22 protein-coding genes are annotated in these 15175 nt (G+C 59.2%); 19 read left to right on the top strand and 3 right to left on the bottom strand.

What is annotated here, in order from left to right:
- Nucleotides 1-7 precede the first annotated feature (7 nt).
- From ACR9ZN_RS09570 to ACR9ZN_RS09515, 12 genes are all read left to right on the top strand, one after another.
- Entirely contained in the window at nucleotides 8-553 is a 546-nt protein-coding gene (locus tag ACR9ZN_RS09570) for a hypothetical protein (RefSeq protein WP_481272082.1), read from the top strand.
- 8 nt (nucleotides 554-561) lie between these two features.
- Complete coding sequence (locus ACR9ZN_RS09565; protein ID WP_481272081.1) at nucleotides 562-1107, top strand: hypothetical protein; 546 nt, start codon at nucleotides 562-564, stop codon at nucleotides 1105-1107.
- Nucleotides 1104-1262 carry a hypothetical protein gene (locus tag ACR9ZN_RS09560; protein WP_481272080.1) on the top strand — a complete coding sequence of 53 codons (159 nt, stop codon included), beginning with the start codon at nucleotides 1104-1106 and terminating at the stop codon, nucleotides 1260-1262. The genes ACR9ZN_RS09565 and ACR9ZN_RS09560 overlap by 4 nt, the downstream gene beginning before the upstream one ends.
- The gene (locus ACR9ZN_RS09555) at nucleotides 1262-1831 is read left to right on the top strand and encodes a GcrA family cell cycle regulator (protein WP_481272079.1); all 570 of its coding nucleotides are present in this window, start codon (nucleotides 1262-1264) and stop codon (nucleotides 1829-1831) included. Before ACR9ZN_RS09560 ends, ACR9ZN_RS09555 begins: the two co-directional genes overlap by 1 nt.
- Nucleotides 1828-2091 carry a hypothetical protein gene (locus ACR9ZN_RS09550; RefSeq protein WP_481272078.1) on the top strand — a complete coding sequence of 88 codons (264 nt, stop codon included), beginning with the start codon at nucleotides 1828-1830 and terminating at the stop codon, nucleotides 2089-2091. The genes ACR9ZN_RS09555 and ACR9ZN_RS09550 overlap by 4 nt, the downstream gene beginning before the upstream one ends.
- The gene (locus tag ACR9ZN_RS09545; protein WP_481272077.1) at nucleotides 2088-2675 is read left to right on the top strand and encodes an MT-A70 family methyltransferase; all 588 of its coding nucleotides are present in this window, start codon (nucleotides 2088-2090) and stop codon (nucleotides 2673-2675) included. Before ACR9ZN_RS09550 ends, ACR9ZN_RS09545 begins: the two co-directional genes overlap by 4 nt.
- Nucleotides 2672-2884, top strand: coding sequence for a hypothetical protein (locus ACR9ZN_RS09540; protein WP_481272076.1), 213 nt, complete (start codon nucleotides 2672-2674; stop codon nucleotides 2882-2884). Before ACR9ZN_RS09545 ends, ACR9ZN_RS09540 begins: the two co-directional genes overlap by 4 nt.
- Nucleotides 2881-4293, top strand: coding sequence for a replicative DNA helicase (locus tag ACR9ZN_RS09535; RefSeq protein ID WP_481272075.1), 1413 nt, complete (start codon nucleotides 2881-2883; stop codon nucleotides 4291-4293). The genes ACR9ZN_RS09540 and ACR9ZN_RS09535 overlap by 4 nt, the downstream gene beginning before the upstream one ends.
- A 2-nt stretch (nucleotides 4294-4295) precedes the next feature.
- Complete coding sequence (locus ACR9ZN_RS09530; protein ID WP_481272074.1) at nucleotides 4296-5258, top strand: YdaU family protein; 963 nt, start codon at nucleotides 4296-4298, stop codon at nucleotides 5256-5258.
- Entirely contained in the window at nucleotides 5255-5473 is a 219-nt protein-coding gene (locus ACR9ZN_RS09525) for a hypothetical protein (protein WP_481272073.1), read from the top strand. Before ACR9ZN_RS09530 ends, ACR9ZN_RS09525 begins: the two co-directional genes overlap by 4 nt.
- 9 nt (nucleotides 5474-5482) lie before the next feature.
- On the top strand, nucleotides 5483-5890 hold the full coding sequence (locus ACR9ZN_RS09520) for a sigma factor-like helix-turn-helix DNA-binding protein (RefSeq protein WP_481272072.1): 408 nt from the start codon (nucleotides 5483-5485) through the stop codon (nucleotides 5888-5890).
- A 363-nt stretch (nucleotides 5891-6253) separates the two neighbouring features.
- Entirely contained in the window at nucleotides 6254-7018 is a 765-nt protein-coding gene (locus ACR9ZN_RS09515) for a hypothetical protein (RefSeq protein WP_481272071.1), read from the top strand.
- 21 nt (nucleotides 7019-7039) lie between these two features.
- Here ACR9ZN_RS09515 and ACR9ZN_RS09510 read toward each other — a convergent pair whose 3' ends face one another.
- Complete coding sequence (locus ACR9ZN_RS09510) at nucleotides 7040-7264, bottom strand: hypothetical protein (RefSeq protein WP_481272070.1); 225 nt, start codon at nucleotides 7262-7264, stop codon at nucleotides 7040-7042.
- 42 nt (nucleotides 7265-7306) lie between these two features.
- On the opposite strand from ACR9ZN_RS09510, the gene ACR9ZN_RS09505 reads away from it, so the two are divergent.
- From ACR9ZN_RS09505 to ACR9ZN_RS09495, 3 genes are all read left to right on the top strand, one after another.
- A complete protein-coding gene (locus ACR9ZN_RS09505; protein ID WP_481272069.1) occupies nucleotides 7307-8005 on the top strand; it encodes a hypothetical protein in 699 nt (232 codons plus the stop codon).
- Nucleotides 8006-8208: 203 nt separating this feature from the next.
- Nucleotides 8209-9018 carry a DNA-processing protein DprA gene (locus ACR9ZN_RS09500; protein WP_481274339.1) on the top strand — a complete coding sequence of 270 codons (810 nt, stop codon included), beginning with the start codon at nucleotides 8209-8211 and terminating at the stop codon, nucleotides 9016-9018.
- Nucleotides 9011-9700 carry a hypothetical protein gene (locus ACR9ZN_RS09495; RefSeq protein WP_481272068.1) on the top strand — a complete coding sequence of 230 codons (690 nt, stop codon included), beginning with the start codon at nucleotides 9011-9013 and terminating at the stop codon, nucleotides 9698-9700. Before ACR9ZN_RS09500 ends, ACR9ZN_RS09495 begins: the two co-directional genes overlap by 8 nt.
- A 107-nt stretch (nucleotides 9701-9807) precedes the next feature.
- Here ACR9ZN_RS09495 and ACR9ZN_RS09490 read toward each other — a convergent pair whose 3' ends face one another.
- The gene (locus tag ACR9ZN_RS09490) at nucleotides 9808-10299 is read right to left on the bottom strand and encodes a DUF6882 domain-containing protein (RefSeq protein WP_481272067.1); all 492 of its coding nucleotides are present in this window, start codon (nucleotides 10297-10299) and stop codon (nucleotides 9808-9810) included.
- 247 nt (nucleotides 10300-10546) lie between these two features.
- Complete coding sequence (locus ACR9ZN_RS09485; protein ID WP_481272066.1) at nucleotides 10547-10762, bottom strand: helix-turn-helix domain-containing protein; 216 nt, start codon at nucleotides 10760-10762, stop codon at nucleotides 10547-10549.
- A gap of 737 nt (nucleotides 10763-11499) precedes the next feature.
- Between ACR9ZN_RS09485 and ACR9ZN_RS09480 the strand changes: the two genes are divergently transcribed.
- The 4 genes from ACR9ZN_RS09480 to ACR9ZN_RS09465 all read left to right on the top strand — a co-directional run bounded on the left by ACR9ZN_RS09480 (nucleotide 11500) and on the right by ACR9ZN_RS09465 (nucleotide 15092).
- Nucleotides 11500-11691: a hypothetical protein gene (locus tag ACR9ZN_RS09480; protein ID WP_481272065.1), complete on the top strand. Its 192-nt coding sequence runs from the start codon at nucleotides 11500-11502 to the stop codon at nucleotides 11689-11691.
- Nucleotides 11692-11695: 4 nt separating this feature from the next.
- Nucleotides 11696-12094: a hypothetical protein gene (locus ACR9ZN_RS09475; RefSeq protein WP_481272064.1), complete on the top strand. Its 399-nt coding sequence runs from the start codon at nucleotides 11696-11698 to the stop codon at nucleotides 12092-12094.
- Entirely contained in the window at nucleotides 12042-13475 is a 1434-nt protein-coding gene (locus ACR9ZN_RS09470; protein WP_481272063.1) for a PBSX family phage terminase large subunit, read from the top strand. Before ACR9ZN_RS09475 ends, ACR9ZN_RS09470 begins: the two co-directional genes overlap by 53 nt.
- A 129-nt stretch (nucleotides 13476-13604) precedes the next feature.
- Nucleotides 13605-15092 carry a DUF1073 domain-containing protein gene (locus tag ACR9ZN_RS09465; protein ID WP_481272062.1) on the top strand — a complete coding sequence of 496 codons (1488 nt, stop codon included), beginning with the start codon at nucleotides 13605-13607 and terminating at the stop codon, nucleotides 15090-15092.
- The last annotated feature ends 83 nt before the right edge of the window (nucleotides 15093-15175 follow it).

The following is a 15175-nucleotide window of genomic DNA, read 5'->3' as shown; positions in this document are numbered from 1 at the left end:
GAGCCCCATGGCCCGCGGCAGGAAGAAGAAAGAGAAAGTCGAACGCGTCATCAAGATCAAGCCGTCGGAGTTCCGTGCAGCGATCAATGAGGCCTCTCGGCTGAAGGAGCAATCCGCGAGCTATAGCGGTTTCCACGGCCGCCACGTCAAGACGTTCGTCGAGCGTACCGGCTTCAGCCGCCACGCCTTCGCCGTCATCTCGAAGATGGAAAAACTCGGCGACGACCTGAAGCGCCAATCCCTGATGGACGAGATCATCATGGGCTTTGACCTCATGGGCTGGAACGACCAGGGCACCCTCTTCGATCGCGTGACCGCCAAGCTCGAAAATGATGTCGAGAAGGAGGAAGGCGACAGCGAAGAAGATGATGCCGATCTCCGTCCGTCCTTCATGCAGAACGCGATGCCGCTAGAGGAGGCGAAGGAGAAATTCGACGCCGCGCATGAGGTCTCCGAAGCCAAAAAGGCCGTTGCAGCCAAGGCTGCCGCGAAGCCCAAGCCGGCTGATGCTCTCTCCGCCCTCGCCGGCGAAGAACCCGCCACGGCGCATTGAGGTCAGACATGGCGGCGCCCTCCATTCTTTCGATCGATTTCAGCAAATCGCGAACTGGGATCTGCTTCGGCAGGCCCGGCGAGCGCCCGACGTTGTCTTCGAAGTCCTTCGCGAAATGGGAGGGCGCCACTCTCGATGAAGCTGCGGCAGCTGTCATCCAGTGGCTGCCGGAAGTCCTGTCCGTCTATAAACCCGATCTGATTGCCCTTGAGGCAGCCCTGCCCCCGATCGCGAGCCGGGATCAGACGTCAGCGCGCCTCGCTCTGGGCGCCGACTTCGTGATCAAGGGGGCTGCCAAGCTCAGGGCGATCCGCTGCTACGAGATCCATGGCGGCACATGGAAGTCGGCGATCCTCGGTTCCGGCAACCTGCCGTCGAAGCAGGCCAAGGCGAAGTCCCTGCAGTTGGCACGCGGCATGGGCCTGGAGCCCAAGGACGACAACGAGGCCGATGCCTACTGCATCTGGCTCTACAGCGTACTGCACCTCGCAAAATTCAACGACACCGACGCCTTGGCCCAGATCGCCAAGCTGCAATGGAAGCTCGTCGCATGAACATCGAACAAATCAGCGAGGCCGCCATGCTGTGGCTGACAGGCAAGAACACCGCCGAGATAGCCGTCGCCCTCTTTGTCTTCGAAAGCGACGTCGAGCGGCACATCAAGCGGATCAAGGCCGAAGCCCACCTGATCGCTGCGAGGGCAGCCTGATGGCCGTCGCATGGACTGAAGAAAAAATCGCCGTTCTGAAGCGGATGTGGGCGGAGAGCGCCTCCGGTGAAAAGATCGGTACGGCCCTTGGCATCTCCCGCAACGCGGTGTTGTCCAAGGTGCGCCGCCTTGATTTGCCGATACGAGCACCAGGCCGCAGTCATCCAGGTATCAGAAGCAAGATGCCAGGGAGCAAAGGCGGCACTCCTCAGGCCGCCCGTGCTGCCGCAGTGGCCGCTTCTGCATTGAGCCGGAAGCCGGTGATCACCCTGGCGTCAGGTATCACTGGCTCCCTGAAGCTCGACAGGGCCCCGATTGACAAAATCGCTATCTGGTTCGGCGCCCCGGCGACTACCCCAGAGGCCTCGGCGTTCGGTCCTCGCACAATCCTGGATCTTGGACGCAGGCATTGCCGGTATCCGCTGTTCAGTGGCCAGGAACCGATCGACCAGAAATTCTACTGCGGCCAGCCGAAGTTCGACGGCTCTTATTGCATGCATCACGCCCCCCTGTGCGCAGGGATTGGCATGCCTGCTGAGCGCCTTGCCCATCTGGAGGCGGCGGAATGAAAGAGCCGGCTCAAGTCCTCGCCGAAATGGAGACAGCGGGAAAGGTTGTCCTCGTCGATCCGGATTCTCCATACCCGGCGGAGATTGGCTTCGTTCGATCTTGTTTCGATTATCAGCGCCTCGCTGGCGCTCTGATCTACGAGCTCAAGCGAGTCGCCGCGTCCGGGATGATCTCGCGTGAAGCGCTGATTTTGGTCAACCGGCTGCAGCAACGCACACCGGAAGGATGCCTCGCTCCTTTGGATGGAGGCGGCGCGTGACAGCACCGTGGCCCTTCGGCGACCTGATCCCCCATCACTACCGTGTGGCGGTCTTCGATTTTCCATGGCGTTTTTCCGCCGGGACGAAGAGCCGGCCGCAGCACTATCGCCGAATGACCTTTGCTGAGATCCGCGCGCTACCGGTACCAGACCTTCTCCATCCCGAAGGCGCCAGGGCCTTTGTCTGGATTACCGCCCCTTTGATGAACCTAGCCGCCGAGCTCCAGAAGGCGTGGGGGCTGCGCTATTGCTCAATGCTGCCTTGGGTCAAGCTCTGGCCATCCGAGACCGGCATGTTCGTCTACAAGAACAGCGTCGCCCGCGGCACCGGCTACGAGGTCCAGGGTAACGCCGAGTATGTCCTGATCTTCAAGAAGGGCCGGCCGCAATCGATCAAGGGCAACCCCTTCCCTGGCGTCCTGATCAGCGAACGTCGCGAGCATAGTCGGAAACCGGACGATTTCATGCACGAGGTCGAGCGTCGGCTCCAGGGGCCGCGCGCCGATGTCTTCTCGAGGGTCACGCGGCCCGGCTGGGACGGCATGGGCGACGAACTGGGCAAATTCGATGGGGTCGCGGCATGACCGATCGGATCCCGCTGCATCAGCAGATCGCATATCTCTCGATCGCCCTCAGCGCGTCGCCCGAAGGTCTGCGACGGAGCAGCCGCAAGAGCGAGGCCGACCAGATCATGTCTGGCGCTCGTCAGGCCCTGGAAACGCTGAGAGAGATCCAGCTCGACGAGCACGCCCATCGGGCAATCATCGTTGCCAGGAAGCGGGGTGCGGCATGAACGCAATGGCCCCACTCTCACCCCGCCCGATCGCCTCAATCGAAGCCGAACAGGCAATGCTCGGCGCGATTATGCTGAACAACGAGGCCTATGGCGCAGTTGCCGACGTCGTTAAACCCGACGACTTCTATGAGCCCCTGCATCGCACGATCTTCGACCTCATCGGCCGGCAGATCCGCGACGGGATCAAGGTCGACGCGCTCACTCTTCGCAAGTCGCTACCGGATGTCGAGATCGCGCCTGGCGTCCATATCCAGCAATATCTGATCCGTCTCGCCGCTGAGGCCACAACAGTAATCGGCGCGCGCGATTATGGCCGCTTGATCCGCGAAGCCTACGTCGCCCGCCAGATCGCCGCTGTCGGCGAAGATCTCCGCGCTGCGCCCGACAACGCCAAGACAACTGGCGAGGCCCTGGACGAGGCCTGGAAGCGGCTCGACAAGCTTCGCGAGGATTCCCAGGAGAGCGAGGATAAATCCTCTACCGTCGGCGAGGCCGCCCAGAAGGTCGCCCAGCGCATTACCGAGATCAGGGCCGGAAAATCCGAGTCCGTCGTCAGTACCGGGCTCGCCGAATACGACAAGGCGATCGGCGGCGGGTTCCGCGCTGGCCGCCTCTATGTCCAGGCCGGCCGCCCCGGGCAAGGCAAGACCGTTCTGGCCCTCGCGCAAGCGCGACGCATCGCGCGCGCCGGTCACGGCGTCATGTTCTTTAGCTTAGAGATCGACGACGAGGAGACCGCGGCCCGCGTCATTGCTGCTGAGCTGGCCCGATCCTCGAGCCCGCTGACCTATCGCGACATCCTCACTGGACAGGTCGACGATTATAACCACGAACGCGTCTCGGAGGCCGCGCTGCGCATGCAGGAATGGCCGCTCCGCTTCGATTGCACCGGTGGCCTCTCCATGGCTCAGATCGCGGCCCGGGCCCGGATCCAGAAGGAACGGCTCGCGAAACAGGGCAAGGAGCTCCGCGTCGTCTTCATCGATTATCTCGGCCTTCTCAAGGTCGCCGATCGCTACAAGGGCAACGCCACAATCGAGCAAGGCGAGCTCGCACTCGCCGGCAAGAACCTCTCCAAGGAACTTGGCGTCGCCATAGTGATGCTGGCCCAGCTCAACCGCGGCGTCGAAGGGCGCGAGGACAAGCGGCCGACAATGGCTGACCTCCGCCAATCCGGGAACATCGAGGAGCACGCCGACAGCGTCGGGCTGCTCTACCGGCCGGCCTACTACCTGGAGAAGACGGCCAAATACAAAGCCGACGATCCGGACGCGCTCGACGAGATGCTCCGCATCAAGAACGACTTCGAACTCATCATCGACAAGAACCGCCTCGGCCCGACCGGGACCCGCCATTTCTGGTGCGACGTCTCGTTGAATTCGGTCGAGGACAAGACGAGGTACTGAGTATGAGCCGTCCCTGGATGCCGCTCTACGTCGCCGACTATCTGGCCGACACCATGCATCTCAGCACGATCGAGCACGGCGCCTACATGCTCTTGATCATGCATTACTGGCAGAACGGCAGCCTTCCGGCCGAGCCGGTGAAGCTGGCCCGCATCGCCAGAATGACTGCGAAGGAATGGGCAGAGATCAGCGAAACGATCGCCGAGCTATTCCAGGATGGCTGGACCCATAAGCGGATCGACGCCGAACTTGCCGAGGCTCATGCCAAATACGAGCGCCGCGCCGAGGCCGGAAGGAAGGGCGGGCAGGCGAAGCTGAGCTTAACCAATGCGCAAGCAAACGGAAAGCGCGGCTTAAGCAATGCTTCAAGCCCGGCTCAAGCAATGCTTCCTGAAATCGGGAGCAATGCTCAAGCATACGCGGGGGCGGCGCGCGGGAACTCACAACCACAACCACAACCAGATAAGAAAGATAGTTCTGCTCAGCAGCAGCCTGTTGGCCGCGCGTCGCAAGCTGCGCTGCTTGAAGATCTTGAAATCAAGTGCCGGGAAGCAGCTGGGATTGAAAACGATCCCTCCCCTGGATTGCTGGTCATCGGGCCCATAGCCGACCTGATCGAAGCCGGATGGTCTCTGGATCGCCACGTCCTGCCGGCGCTGCGCTCCGCGAAGGCCGGGGGCCGCAAGGGCAAGACCTGGACCTACTACGCCAAGATCATCACCGACGGCGCCGCTGAGCCACCCAGGGCGGTCGCACCGCCTGCCGAGCAGCCGAAGCCGGAACTGACCGAACGCCACCTCGTCCAGCAAGCCCGACAGTACATCGAGCGCGGCGACGACTGGCCGTTCAACTCGCCGCCGCCAGGTGCGCCCGGAACCAAGATCACTCCCGAAATCCTCGAAAGAGCCCGCGCCGAAGTCAGCGCGGAACGTCAACGCCGAGCTCGCAGTGGAGAAGCAGCATGACCGCCGATGCCGATGAATTTTACCTCGTCTGGAACCCCAACGGCCACAACCCGCAGCATCGCCACACGAGCTACGAGTTGGCGGCAGCAGAGGCCAAGCGCCTGGCTGAGATGAACCGTGGACAGAGCTTCTTCGTCCTCGCCGCCCTCGCCTTCGCCAAGGTCCGAGATCCAGTCGAATTCACCACGATCAACCGCGATCTCATCCCGTTCTGAGGTGCCACGATGACCACCGCCAAGCCGAATGAAATTTCAAAGCAAACGCTTGATAAAAAAACTCCAAGCGATCTGTCGCCACGTGATCGGCGCGTTTTGATCGCTCACCTGGCCGCCGAGGGCCAGACTCTCAGGGAAATCGGGCGACGTTTGGGGATCTCTGCCCAGCGTGTCAGCCGCATCGCCAGAGGAGCCGGAATACCGCTCGGGCGTCAGGGTGGCACCGGCCTGGTCAGCACGCATGTGCCGTTCCGGCTGAAATCGGCGCTCAGGCAGCAGGCCGATGCCGCAGGGGTCAGTGTGAGCGCCTATGTCGCCAGGGTGCTCAAGGCCGTGTGTGAGGATGCGATGGTGGCGAAGCGGACGCTTGGGCGTGATGCGATGCCGGTGCGGGCGTATCGGAAGGGGGTGGTGTGATGGTCCCCAAAACGAACAGCTGTCGTCACGCCGTCTTCTTGCCCGCTAGACTCAAATGTCATGCCCGCGAAAAAGTTGCTTGGTAAGGCTGCGCTGCCGACCCGCGGGTACGAGAGGCAGGGCTGATATCTATGGCCGCTGCGATCAAACTCCCCGAGGGTCCGCTGAGACTCAAAGTCCAGACCCCCGTACCTCTCCCAAAGTCAGATTCACGTCAAAAGAGGATCAGAATGCCCCGTCGAGAAACGCCTTGGATATCTCTTCGTGAGGGTTTGGAGCGACATGTTTGCGCCGTGTTGGCGTGCGCTGACCCCTGGCAACCGTATCTCGTCATCGTGCTTTCGAACGGGCAGGAAATCGAGATTGATCTCGACTTCCGCCTCGACGAATGGTCAAACGGCGCGAGTGCTCCCCATGATTGACGATAGAAAATCAATTCTTCCGTCAGTCGACGAAAAGAAAGAGATGCGCCGCATTAGGAAGAAAGAGTGCAACAAGCGCTATCGAGAAGCTAATCCCGAAAAGATTAAGCAATCAAGAGCGCAATGGCGATCGAAAAATAAAGATAAAATTTCCGAATATCGACTGAAAAACCAGGATAAAATTTCCGCATATTTTCGTAATTACTACAAAATTAATCGAGAAATATTATTATATAACAAAGCCAAATGGATGAAAGAAAATATTGATGAACTACTCGTCAAATGGAGGGCGTATCATCACGCAAATCGAGAATTAATCTTAGAAAAAAAGAAGAAATACGAACAAGAGCACCGCATAGAAATTCAACGGAAAGACAAAATTCGTTACGATCTGCAAAAAAGTCCGAACCGAGAAAAGCACGGCAAGGATCTGCTCACCACCATCATGGCGGCCATGCCGAAGGGCCTGCCGGCGCATATCCGCGACGATGTGATCGGCACCGTTGCCCTGCTGGTTATCGACCAGAAAGCCGACCCGCGGAAAATCAATGCCCTGGTGAAGGCGGCTCTAACGGCAACGTGGGGGCAATCCGACTGGTTCAAGCATGTCTCGATCGATGCATCCATAGCGGAGGATTTCACGCTCCTCGACACCCTCGCCAGCGACGGCCCCACGCCCGAAGAAGCCATGATGCGACGCCGATGACCCCGAACGGTCCTCTCGCGCTCATGGCGAAGTCTCAATGCAGCAAACTCTCCCTGATGTCCGCCAGTAAAGCCAGGGCCATCGGCGACAGGTATCGACGTTGAGCTCCATGTGGTCACGCAACGCGTCTGGATACTGCCCGCGCCCCAGCAAGTCGTTCCGCTCCAGGCACAACACCATCAGCTCGATCGCGGCGGCGTTGGCCTCGATCATCGATTTCATCACGTCACAGTGGTCGTCCGGCATGGCGGCCTCCTCCTCCACATCTAGCATGGATTCTCAGCCCTGATGCGCCTCGCCGAAGACTACGCCCCGCTCGATATCGACCTCGCTTCCCCTGCCCCGGCGTGGAAGCCAAAAGCCGTGATGACCTGCATGGTCGACGCCTTCGAGACACTGCGCCGAATCCCCGGCGCCGTCGGTCCGAAGCAGCCCGGCAGAGGGTGGCCGGCGATAGTGCGGGAAATGGGCGAGGAATATTCCTTCCGCTCCGACGGCCGCGAATTCCAGCGCGCCCTCACGAAGGCCCAGATCAGCCGCATGGAAGAGGTGCTGGCCTGGCCGGCGCAGTTCCTCGCCGACGAACCCCTGGCGGCCGACGCGCTCAATCTCTGGGCGATGTGCAAGGCCTGGGGGCGCTCCATTGATGGGGTGTTGCAGGGGCGTGCGAAGGAAGCCGCTGAGATCGCCCGTGTCGTCGAGCGCGAGATCAATCAGCGGCGTGGCGTCGAGCGCCAACAGACCGCCGGTGAGGTTGCAGCCTGGGCGAACATGAAGCTCGCAGCGGCCGACGGCGAACGTGTCGAGCGCATCCGAGCGAACGCGGTCATCCGCCTCGAGCGCGAGCTGGCGAAGAAGGGCCTGGTGCACGCCGTCGTGATCGTGAAGCCGGCGGAGTGCTCGCTCGACAAGGTGATCAGCCGGACGAGCCTGGATCGGTGGCGGTTTGCGGGCGCGAGGGTGATTGCGGAGAAACTCGGCACCTGATAGCGCAAGGTTTCAACAGTTGGTGAGCGTCAGTGAACGTGGGTGAGCATAATGGCATTGCTAGTTGGAATTTTTCCGACACAATCCCCAGGTATTTAGCTGATGATTGGATGGATTCGGTGAACCTGGTAGTGGCGGCTGAAGGATTTAAATCGGCTTTCTCGTCGATTTCTCCGCGTCGCGAGATGGGCGCATATGAAGCCATGTGGTTGGATCCCAAGGCTTCATTCAAGACGATTGCAGATCGATTCGAGACTGACCCAACAGCTTTACCCTCCGACTTCGTGGGGCGACAGCAGGCTGAAGACTGCGCTTCGGAGGTCATGAAGCGGCTAAAGGCCGCCGGCGTGCATCAGTTTGGTGTCCGTATTCACCATGCCGGTGACTACCCCCAAAGGCTCCGAGACGCAGCTCATCCCGTCGAGCTCTTGTATTACCAAGGTGCATGGGAGCTAACCGAAACTCGCAGTGTAGCAATCGTCGGCAGCAGAAAAGCCACCCACGAGGGTCTTTCCCGGACGACAAAGCTTGTCAGAGAGTTCGTTAAGCGAGACTTCACCATTGCGTCTGGTCTCGCGGCCGGTATCGATGCGTGCGCTCATACTGTCGCCATTGAAGAAAAAGGCCGGACTATTGCAGTCATCGGCACGCCGTTGGGGCAATTTTACCCTCGCGAGAATGCGGAGCTGCAACGGCAAATAGCCCGCGATTACCTCCTCATTTCGCAAGTGCCAGTCCTCCGTTACAGCCAGCAGCCGCCGTCTATAAATAGGTTCTTCTTTCCTGAGCGTAACGCCACGATGAGCGCTCTCACCGAAGCCACAGTCATCGTGGAAGCTAGCGATACCTCGGGCACGCTCACCCAAGCCCGAGCAGCGCTTCATCAGGGACGAAAGCTCTTCATTCTGGACTCTTGTTTCCAAAGAACCGACCTCACTTGGCCGGCACGCTTTGAAAAGAAGGGGGCAATTAGAGTGCGCGACTTTGGCGATATCTGGAGTGCACTTGCCTGAATATCGCTTTCGAGAGATTGATGACTCGAATAGGAGCGACCATTTCCACCTTCGCTCTACGGACCAGTGCGTATTTTTGTTCGAACGCACTTCTGGCAAGCGGTACGACTATAGCGATGCCAATCAACTCATTGCGAACTTAAAGAAAAAGCCAAGCAAATCTGCACAGGCCGGCTATCATTACAAAGCCCGAGCAATCGAGAAGTGTGCGACATATCTACGCGATGCCTTTGTTCTGGACGAGGTGAGAAAATGGACGCTGGTTCCAGTTCCATGCTCTAAGGCAGCTGGCGACCCAGACTACGACGACCGCATCCTCAAGATATGTCAAAAAATAAGCCCGGCGCCTAATCTAGACATAAGAGAGTTCGTTATTAACACTCAATCTCACGTAGCCTCTCATGAATCCGGAGAGGGGCAACGGAAAACTATTGATCAACTCTGCGCCATCTATCGAATTGATGAACATTACGCTGAGCCACCTCCGACGAGCATACTGATTATCGACGATGTCCTAACAGCGGGCGTACACTATCGCGCGATGCATTCAATCTTATCGAACCGTTTCCCACATGCAGACATCGCTGGAGTCTTCATTGCGAGGCGCGTTTTCTCTCCAGAACAAATCGAGGAACAGCGTCGCCTGAACGACCCCTCGCAATGGTTCGATCCAATCGAATAGCCGGACGGCATTCAGGTCAACGCCTCCTTCTTCGGCCGCCCCGTCTTCCTCGGCCTGTAGTGCGCCTGCATGATCAGCGGAACACTCGCTGTGCCCCACGCCTCGGATTACCCTCCGCTCTGCTTGGGACCATCTACCCAGCGTATGTCCTTGTAGAGCAGGTAAATGGCTCCCTTTTCGTCAGACGGACGATATGCGCCTTGGGCGTCGGCGAGCCGAGCCGCCACAGCAGTGAGCTCCCAGCCCAACGCACCGAAGTCGTCATCGTTGACGTTGCTATGGGTCAGATCCTCGATCCCATGCTCTTCGCCAAAGGCTTGAGCCTGTCGTGCATCCGCGGTCATCGCCTCAGGGATGCTGCTATTGCCCCATGACCACAGCCAGTTCTTCGCTCTGTTGCTCGTGGAGCCAATAACCTGGATCTGCGCGATGATCTTTGGCTCGTCCCCCTGAGAAAAGACGATGGTTCCTTGCTCAAGGTCGTAAAACCAGCGCTCCCAATGTCCGATGTCGAACTCGGCTTCCAGGCGGTCATTCTTGGCTTGAAGTTCATGAACCGCTTCATGGAGCCAATCGGGATACCAGTCGGGTTGTGCCATAGCGCCTCAGAGCCAGAACAAGTAGGAACAAAGCAAAACTAGATGAAGGAGATTTCCCCGCAATATCACCCTCCCATGGGGAGTTGATACACTGCTTCCAGCTCGTTTTTGGGGTGGTGACAATCGCCGCGAATACGGGCATCAAATCGTCACTGTCGCACGAGTTGCGGTTAACGCACTCCCCTGAGCCGCAAGGCTCCCAGAGAGCCGAGAGGCTTTCAGCGACAGCCTTTATTACGGCAGGCGATCACATCGACGGTCCGACATACTCGGTGATGCCGAGCGCTATTGCTGCACAGGCAAGCGCCACGGTCTTTGGGATCTCGACGGGACGCCCATCATCGCGGCGCTTGCCGGCCTCATAGAGTTCGACAGAGCCCTTCGAGATCCCGAGCGCCCGGGCCGCTTCGATCTGGCTGAAGCCCATGTGCCTTCGCCAAGCCTTGAACTGTTCCGGGTCCATGGTAATATCCTCGCTGAAAGTGAGGTGAGACGTGAAACCTTGCCTTCGGTGGGAGCCGGGCTTTCGCCCGACCCCCGGTGAGTTACTTGAAGATCAGGATGAGGCGGGCAATCCACACTCTGATTTCAAATTTCACATACCGAAGTCTCAGCTTCAAACGTCTCACCTCCTTTCGGGTTGCCGGCGGCTAGTGCCCCGCCGGTGAATTCTTTTTAGCGCACTCAGTACGCTAGATCAAGCGCTTAATTCGCACTCAGTACGAATTTTTTGAGCCTGCCCGGCTTTGTCGCGGCGGGTTTTCGTTTCAAGCAGGCAGACGGACGAGGCTTTGGTCCGTATGTCCGCGCCAGGGCGTGGGAGCAAGGGGCCGACCTGGGCTCTTCGGCGGCAAACCACCAAAGGCGCGGGCGAACCGGGGTAGGTAGCGCGCGGTCTAGCCTGCTTGATGGGGCGTTAAATATCGAGCGAGGCCGGAACAAACGACAGTGACGAAGTTAAAGGCCATATCCACCGCGATTACGGTCAACACCATTGATCCGAAAAACGCGAAGGGATGTTCGTAAGACGGGGCCCTCCAAACCAAGAACACCAGGATTCCGACCCACAAGGCAGCGGTCCCGGTAGTCTTCAAAGCTCGCAGCAGAGTGCTCATCTCAACCGCCTTAGTTAATCACGACTTCCTATCACATTATCGCCCCGCCGGGTCAGCCGCGCGGGGCTTCTTTTTGGAGATGGCCATGCCGACCGAGCAGGAAAAGCGTCAGGTCGTCGCGAACTGGCTGATAAAAGAGGAAATCGCGGATCCCGCTCTCGCCAACCTCCTTGCGCCGGCGGTGACCGAGCTGTTTTGCCCCGAGCCCAAGCGCATCAGCATCGAGCACTGGCGGCTGATCACCGAGAAGGCCAGCGCGCCCGACAAACCCGAGTGAATCCATGACCGACGAAGCGCCGAAGAAAAACAAGGGCGGAGGTCGTCAACCTGGCGCCGGCCGGCCGAAAGGGCGCCGGAACACCTTCACCGAGGCAGAGAAGAAAAAGGCCCTCGCCCGTGGTCTGTCGCCGCTCGAGGTGATGACCGAGCTGATGAACCACAGCTACCGGCGCTGGAAAGCCGAGAGCAGCCAGAAGCAGCCGGACGAGGAAGCCCTGATGGCGAAGCATAAGGCCACGCTGGAAGCGGCTGAGAAGCTAGCCCCGTATCTGCATCCGAAGCTGGCGGCGATTCAACACACCGGGAAGGACGGTGGCGCGATAGAGGTTATCACTCTTGCAGACTTCTATGGCCAGCTTGCAGCAACGTCAGCGCCCAACGCTGAACCCGGCTCTACGTGAGTTTTGGCTAACACCAGCGCGTAACCGCGTTCTCTACGGCGGCCGATCCAGCTCAAAATCCTGGGATGCAGCTGGGTTTGCGGTCTACCTCGCAACTCAATGTCGGATACGTGTCCTTTGCGCCCGTCAATTCCAGAACAAGATCGCGGAGTCGGTCTATACGCTCCTGAAGATCCAGATCGCGCGATTTGGCCTCATGGGGCAGTTCGTGATTACCGAGAATTCTATCCGGCACAAAAAGACCGGCTCGGAATTCATGTTCTATGGCCTCTGGCGCCATATCGACGAGATCAAGTCTCTTGAAAGCATCGATATCTGCTGGGTCGAAGAGGCGCACAACCTCACGGAAGAACAGTGGCGGATTCTGGAGCCAACCCTTCGCGGCGAGGGCTCGCAGTTCTGGATCATCTTCAACCCACGATCGATCTCGGACTTTGTATATAAGCGCTTCATAACCCGCACCCCGCCGAACACGATTAAGCGAAAGATCAACTACGACGAAAACCCTTTCCTCTCTGAAACGATCCTCAAGGTCATTGCGGCCAAAAAGGACGAGGACGACGAGGAATATCGGCACATCTATCTGGGCGAGCCGATCCAGGATGACGACGCCGCTATCATCAAGCGATCCTGGGTTATGGCGGCGATCGATGCCGACAAGAAGCTCGGGATTAAGTCCTCCGGGGCCAAACGCATCGGGTTCGACGTTGCCGATTCCGGCGAGGACAAATGTGCATCCGTTCTTGCCCATGGCTTTGTCGCCAAGGAATGCGACGAGTGGAAGGCTGCCGAAGATGAGCTACTGAAGTCGGCCGGCCGGGTTCATGCCCTCGCCCGCCGTGAAGGCGCATCGATCGACTATGACAGCATCGGGATAGGTGCCTTCGCCGGCGCCCACTTCCAGGCGCTCAACGCACAATACGGAGAGAGCATCGCTTACCAGAAATTTAATGCAGGCGATGCAGTCATCCAGCCCGACCGGCGTATCGACCCGAAGGATCCACGATCGCCGACCAACAAGGATTTCTACGCCAATCTAAAGGCCCAGGCGTGGTGGAGCGTTGCCAAGCGGTTCCGGAACACCTTCAATGCCATCACGAAGGGCGAGAGCTTTGAGGAAGACGAGATTATCTCGATCGACAGCGATTGCGACAATCTGGACGGATTGATCGACGAGCTTTGCACGCCGCGCAAGGACTACGACAACGCCGGCAAGTCGAAGGTGGAAAGCAAGAAAGACCTTGCGAAATCCAGCCGCCCAGGTGGCTCAGTACCGTCCCCCAACAAGGCCGACGCCTTCATCATGGCATTTGCACCGAGGCCGCACGGCATTCTGAATATCAGCGACGAGGCATTGGTGCAGACCGCCATGCCCACCTAGTGGAAACTGGAAGTTACAATGGCGAAGTCTCGGCGCAAGAAAAAGGCCACCGATGCTCGGCCGGCTGCGCCGGAATCCCTATCGCCGGTCGCAACTAAGCCACTCAAGATCTCGGAAGCTGCGGTAGCGGTGTCTCGTGCCACAGAGCCCAAGGTCGAGCCATTCAAGGCCGCCCTCCATCCGCCGATCGGCAAAGCCCCCAAAGGCGGCACTGAGATCGCCATGGACAATGCCATGCTGGCGATCACCGGCTGGGCATCGAGCGTCTTTGCGGCCGCTGGCTACCAGGGCTCAGCCTTCATGGGCTATCCGGTCCTGGCCGAGCTGGCGCAGCGCCCCGAATATCGCATGATGTCGGAAACGATCGCCTCCGAAATGACGAGGCGCTGGATCCGTTTCACCGCGAAGGACGGTGACGACAAGGCAGAGCGGATTGCCGAACTCGAGGCGGAGTTCAAGCGGCTCAACGTCCGGGCCAAGTTCCAGAAGGTTGCCGAGCACGACGGCTATTTCGGCCGTGCCCACCTCTATGTCGACCTCGGCAGTGGCACAAATCCGGACGAGCAGCAGAAGGGGATCGGCACCGGCTGGGACGACACCAGCAAGGCGAAGATCGTAAAAGGCAAGATCAAGGCCCTCAAGGTCATCGAACCGGTTTGGGTATATCCGACGGGCTATAATGCCTCGGATCCGCTGGAGGACGGCTGGTACGACCCGCAGTCCTGGAATGTGATGGGCAAGTCGCTCCACAAGAGTCGGCTGATCACCTTCGTCGGCCGGGAGGTCTCTGATCTATTGAAACCGGCGTACAGCTTCGGCGGCGTCTCGCTGACGCAGCTCGCCTATCCCTATGTCGAGAACTGGCTGAAAACGCGCCAGGGCGTCAACGACATCATCACTTCCTTCACACAGTTCGTGCTGAAGACACAGATGGATGCGGTGTTGAGCGGCGGCGCGGCCGACAACATGATCAAGCGGGCTCAGCTCTTCAACAACACCCGCTCCAATCGCAGCCTTCTCATGATCGACAAGACGGCGGAGGAGTTCGAAGCCGTCTCAGCCCCGCTCGGCGGTCTCGAAGGTCTCCAGGCCCAGGCTCAGGAGCATATGGCATCCGTCAGCCATATCCCGGTGGTGAAGCTGTTCGGCATCCAGCCGGCAGGCCTCAACGCCGATTCCGACGGGATCATGCGCGCCTTCTACGACTGGGTTCTTTCGTTCCAGGAGAAGTTCTATCGCGAGAACCTCCATGCCGTCATGGGCATGATCATGCTCAACATCTGGGGCGAGACCGACGACGGGATCGACTTCGAGTTTGAGCCGCTTTGGTCGCTCGACGAGAAGGCCCAGGCCGAGGTCGAGAAGACGAAGGCTGAGACCGATCAGACGCTTGTCGACATCGGCGCGTTGTCACCACAAGAGGTTCGCGAGCGCGTTGCCCGGGATCCGCAGTCGGATTATTCGTCGATCGACGTCGAAGACATGCCGAACCTTGAGGAAGAAGAGGAATCCGGCTTGATGCCGAAGGGCGGTCACCCGATTGAAGGGCTTGGCGAAGAAGACGGAAGCGGCGATAAAGATCTCGACGCTCTGTTCGACAAGGCCAAGGCTGCTTGATCACCATCAACCTGCTCGAAATGCTCGCTGCGGCGGACCCCGCTCTTGAGGACGATGCCGAGCGCATCGCCTTCAACGACATC

Source organism: Labrys sp. HAY1-8F, from assembly GCF_056754975.1.
This window is presented reverse-complemented; position numbering and strand designations above follow the sequence as displayed.